Annotated in this window: 2 protein-coding genes and 1 pseudogene; 1 reads left to right on the top strand and 2 read right to left on the bottom strand. The window is 72.1% G+C overall.

The window, feature by feature from the left end:
- Positions 1-329: pseudogene (locus tag KS423_RS45415) on the bottom strand (hypothetical protein); the annotation flags it as partial.
- Positions 330-405: 76 nt separating this feature from the next.
- Between KS423_RS45415 and KS423_RS45410 the strand changes: the two are divergent.
- Complete coding sequence (locus tag KS423_RS45410; RefSeq protein WP_030059594.1) at positions 406-897, top strand: inorganic diphosphatase; 492 nt, start codon at positions 406-408, stop codon at positions 895-897.
- A gap of 199 nt (positions 898-1096) precedes the next feature.
- Here the strand turns inward: KS423_RS45410 and KS423_RS45405 are convergent, their stop codons facing one another.
- Complete coding sequence (locus KS423_RS45405) at positions 1097-1306, bottom strand: dodecin (RefSeq protein ID WP_224285507.1); 210 nt, start codon at positions 1304-1306, stop codon at positions 1097-1099.
- Positions 1307-1447 lie beyond the last annotated feature (141 nt).

The following is a 1447-nucleotide window of genomic DNA, read 5'->3' as shown; positions in this document are numbered from 1 at the left end:
GGGCGTGCATCCGGGGCGTCGCTGCCGCCACCGGTGGGCGCGGAGGCGGCGGGCGGCACGGCCCGGCGGGTGGGCGCGGTGCTCGGGCTGTCGTTCGACCGGGGGCCGGCACCGCCCTTCCCGTGGTCGCCCTTCCTCCCGTCGTGGCCGCCCTGCCCGTCGTGGTCCTCGTCCTCGCCGTGCCCGGCGCTGTGTCCGCCCGGCGGCGGGGACGGCTGCGCGTACGCACCGCCCGAGGTCAGGACCGTACTGACGACCAGGAGCGCCGCTCCGAACAGCCCCGCGGCCGTCCCCCCGCGGCGGCGCGCCGCTCCTCCCCCTGCTCCCACCGACCGGCCCCTTTCCCGAGCACCCGCTCCCGTAGGAGACACTTGGATTCTGTCAGTCCCTACCTTGGAGGAACCGTTGGAGTTCGACGTCCTTATCGAAATCCCGAAGGGCTCTCGTAACAAGTACGAGGTCGACCACGAGACCGGCCGTCTGCGGCTCGACCGGATGCTCTTCACCTCGACCCGCTACCCGGCCGACTACGGCTACGTCGAGGGCACGCTCGGCGAGGACGGCGACCCGCTGGACGCCCTGGTCATCCTGGACGAGCCGACCTTCCCGGGCTGCCTGATCAAGTGCCGCGCCATCGGCATGTTCCACATGACCGACGAAGCCGGCGGCGACGACAAGCTGCTGTGCGTTCCGGCGACCGACCCGCGCTGGGAGCACCTGCGCGACATCCACCACGTGTCGGAGTTCGACCGCCTGGAGATCCAGCACTTCTTCGAGGTCTACAAGGACCTGGAGCCGGGCAAGTCCGTCGAGGGCGCCAACTGGGTCGGCCGCGCCGAGGCCGAGGCCGAGGTCACCGCTTCGATCAAGCGCCTGGCGGAGCAGGGCGGTCACTGAGCCGTCGTTCCGATCTCATTCGATCGAGGGCGGTTCGAGGTAGGTCGGGACAGCTCGGGGCCGGGGTTCGCGGATTCGTCCGCGGGCCCCGGCCTCTGCCGTGTCCGGGGGGCGGAACGCCTTGCCGACAGCCTGTCGGCATGAGGTGAGGTCAGCCGGGACAGCCGAACCGGTGCTGCCGGAACGCGGCTGTACCGGGTCAGTCCTCCAGCCGGAAACCGACCTTCATGCACACCTGGTAGTGCTTGATCCGGCCGTCCTCCAGGTGGCCCCGGACCTGCGAGACCTCGAACCAGTCGAGGTTGCGCAGCGTCCGGGAGGCCCGCTCCACCCCGTTGCGGATCGCGGCGTCGACGCTCTCGGTCGAGGACCCGACGATCTCGGTCACCCGGTACACGTGGTCGGTCATGGCGGACTCCCTCAGCTGTGCGACGGCCCCCGGTCCACCGTGCACCGGCCCGGGGCGGCCCGCACCCCGAAGGGCCGCCCCGGGCCGGGCAGGCCTCAGAACGCCGCCCGCACCTCGCCGACCGGCACGCCGCCGCCGAGC

The sequence above is a fragment of the Streptomyces sp. LS1784 genome, from assembly GCF_020103755.1.
GTDB lineage: Bacteria > Actinomycetota > Actinomycetes > Streptomycetales > Streptomycetaceae > Kitasatospora.
Note: the sequence above shows the minus strand (reverse complement) of the source record. Positions and strands in the feature narration are given on the sequence as shown.

Coding starts and splice junctions, on each gene's coding strand:
- KS423_RS45405 (WP_224285507.1), bottom strand. CDS start 1,306: ATGACCGACCACGTGTACCGGGTGACCGAGATCGTCGGGTCCTCGACC.